This window comes from uncultured Novosphingobium sp., from assembly GCF_964277725.1.
In the GTDB taxonomy this organism is placed as follows: domain Bacteria; phylum Pseudomonadota; class Alphaproteobacteria; order Sphingomonadales; family Sphingomonadaceae; genus Novosphingobium; species Novosphingobium fluoreni.
Genome location: NZ_CAXYKL010000145.1, coordinates 1 through 2,532 on the forward strand (window position 1 = coordinate 1; position 2,532 = coordinate 2,532).

Annotated in this window: 3 protein-coding genes and 1 pseudogene; 1 reads left to right on the forward strand and 3 read right to left on the reverse strand. The window is 58.4% G+C overall.

Annotated elements, in window-relative coordinates:
• Positions 1–223: IS66 family insertion sequence element accessory protein TnpB (gene tnpB, locus ACHWRX_RS08555; RefSeq protein WP_394658875.1), on the reverse strand; the 223-nt coding region annotated here is incomplete at its 3' end.
• The gene (locus ACHWRX_RS08560) at positions 223–645 is read right to left on the reverse strand and encodes a transposase (protein WP_394658876.1); all 423 of its coding nucleotides are present in this window, start codon (positions 643–645) and stop codon (positions 223–225) included. The genes ACHWRX_RS08560 and tnpB, both read right to left, overlap by 1 nt.
• A gap of 391 nt (positions 646–1,036) precedes the next feature.
• Between ACHWRX_RS08560 and ACHWRX_RS08565 the strand changes: the two are divergent.
• Positions 1,037–1,920, forward strand: a pseudogene (locus tag ACHWRX_RS08565) (IS3 family transposase); the annotation flags it as partial.
• On the opposite strand, the gene ACHWRX_RS08570 reads toward ACHWRX_RS08565, so the two are convergent.
• Positions 1,890–2,492, reverse strand: coding sequence for a LysR substrate-binding domain-containing protein (locus tag ACHWRX_RS08570; RefSeq protein ID WP_394658877.1), 603 nt, complete (start codon positions 2,490–2,492; stop codon positions 1,890–1,892). The pseudogene ACHWRX_RS08565 and the gene ACHWRX_RS08570 overlap by 31 nt on opposite strands.
• Positions 2,493–2,532: the final 40 nt, after the last annotated feature.

Here is a 2,532-nt window from a genome sequence, read left to right on the forward strand (position 1 = left end):
CGCCGGACTCCAGCCTCTTGGCCATCAGGCATAGCCCTGTGCCGTCCCACCAGACCAGCTTGATCCGATCACTGCGCTTGGCCCGGAACACATAGATCACGCCGGAATAGGGATCGCCGCCGTACTCCGCGCCGAACAGCGCAGCCAGCGCATCCGGGCCTTTGCGGAAATCCACCGGACGCGTCGCCACCATGACCTTCGCACCTGGACCGATCCCAATCATCAGCTGGCCCCCGCTTGCAGGGCTTGAATGATGGCCACGGCCAGATCGGCCCTGACGGCCTGTCCTATCCGGACCACGGCACCACCAACTTCGACCGCAATGCTATCGCCCGAGCTCGGCGGTGAGCCACCCACGACTGGCACAAACATGGGCTCTTCGCGTGGGGGAAGCTTGGCGGCCTCCATCGCGTACCGCAACTCCCTGCGCCACGTATACAGCAACGCCGTGCTGATCTCCTGCTCGCGAGCAAAGGCCGCGACGTTGTCGCAGCGCTCCATCCCGGCCACCAGCTCCAGCTTTTGCTCCAGCGTCCAGACGCGGCGCCGGCCTGACAGTCGGCCAAAGACCTCGACGCGCCCACCAGACTTCAGAGGCACTCCAATGTTGGTGTCCAATGCGGTCGTAAGGCTGGGCTCGTCCATCCCCGCACTTCAGCCACAGACCCCGGGGCAGGCAAGGTGGCGTCGGAACACCGCTTACGGTGATCCAGAGCACTATGTTAAAGGCGATCAGTCTTGAGAGCTACCGTGGTGGTCGTGCTCCAACGACCATAAGATTGCGTCCGATGACTGTCCTATTGGGGCGGAACAGCTGAGGGAAAAGCTCGTTTACACGATTAATTCCATTACTTCAGCAGTCCCTAGAGCATAAGAGCACGTCACTCATATTGTGGAGCTCTGACTCGGTTTACCTACGCAGTATTCGAGTAGCCCTTAGATTTCTAGACGTCTTCGATCCTAATTTTGAGGACAGGAGGCGTCGGTAGAGAATCCCAGTTTCAGTGATGAGTTCAAGCGTGATGCGGCGACCCCGATCACCGAACGCGGATATCCTGTAGCCAAGGTCTCGCAGCGGCAGTTGACCCGACAGGTGTCCGGCGATGCCAGCAAGGATGCCGAGATCCGTCACTTCAAGCGCGAGCCGGCCCGGGAGACCGAGGAGCGCGACATCCTAAAAAAACCACTGCGTATTTCGCTCGAGATGCAAAGTGAGATAAGCTTTCATTGCTAAGAATCGCGATCGTTTTGGCGTTCGGGCAATGTGCCGCTGCCTTTCCGTGCAGCCCAGCGGTTCCTATACCTGGCAGAAGAGCCCGCTGAGCCAGCGGGCTCGGAAAGATGCTCGGCAGACCGATCTTATCCGCAAAGCCTGGCACGACAGCCGGAAGGTAGATGGCTATCGCAAGCTGCACGATGATCGTATGGATCACGGCGAGACCTGCTGCCCCAACCGCGTTGCGCGGTTGACCAAGCTGGCGGGTATCAGGGCCCAGGTCGGCTACAAGCGCCGGCCTGGCAGTACGGTGGCAAGCCGTCCCTGGCGATCGACAACACGCTGGATTGCCAGTTCGACGTGGATGCGCCAGACCGAGCCTGGGTGACAGACATTACCTACATCCGCACCCTGGAGGGCTTTGCCTATCTAGCTGTTGTGATCGACCCCTATTCCCGCGCGTGGTGGGCGGAGCAGCCAAAGGTTCCGGCGATGCGGGGCATCGCTGGAAAGGCTGCGGAGGGTGGTCGATGCAAAGCCAGCAGACTACCGATAGGGTGCTGCAGGCGCTGCACATGGCGGTATGGCGGCGCAAGCCGAAGCAGCGAGTGCTGATCCATTCGGATCAGGGCTCGCAGTCCACCAGCATGGACTGGGCTGCCTTCATTCGGGCTCACAATCTTGAGAACTCGATGAGCCGACGTTGAATCGGCAATTGTCGCGCCTGCAGACCATCATGAATGTGCCTGAAAAGAAGGGTTTCGCGGTTTGTCATCTTACCCGGTCCGCGGCATCCGACGTATAAGTTGTTGCTGGATACGTTCCCCAAATGAAATTGCTCTGACTCCAGAACCTGCACCAGCTTTCCAGATATAAGGGCATCTTTGACGACTTCGTCATTGACCATCGTTAGTCCGATTCCGAAATATCCGATCTCATGCGAAACGTCCACATGGCCACGAACAATGACTTGGCTTGGCGAGCGTGGCGTGCGCACCAATTTTTCCCGAACAAATCTTTCTGAGGATCCGGGTTGCCGCTCCCGATAGAACCACGGGATTGGGCCCTCACCGTTATCGAGGATGACGTGAGTGTGATATGCTAGGTCTTTGACTGTCCGCGGCACCCCCATGCGCGACAGATAAGACGGGGCAGCAACGATCACCGATCGCATTTTCATCACCTCGTGATATTCAAGAGGCGACTTTTCCGGCAGACCGCTACGCACAACGATATCTACTTTGTCGTTGTCCGCCAGATCATAGCCAAAACGCATGTCGAGATTGATGCCGGGATATAATTGAAGGAAATCCGCC

What these genes read in the sequence shown, in the direction of transcription:
- ACHWRX_RS08560 (WP_394658876.1), bottom strand. Translation starts at nt 645, where the DNA reads ATGGACGAGCCCAGCCTTACGACCGCATTGGACACCAACATTGGAGTG.
- ACHWRX_RS08570 (WP_394658877.1), bottom strand. Translation starts at nt 2,492, where the DNA reads ATGCGTTTTGGCTATGATCTGGCGGACAACGACAAAGTAGATATCGTT.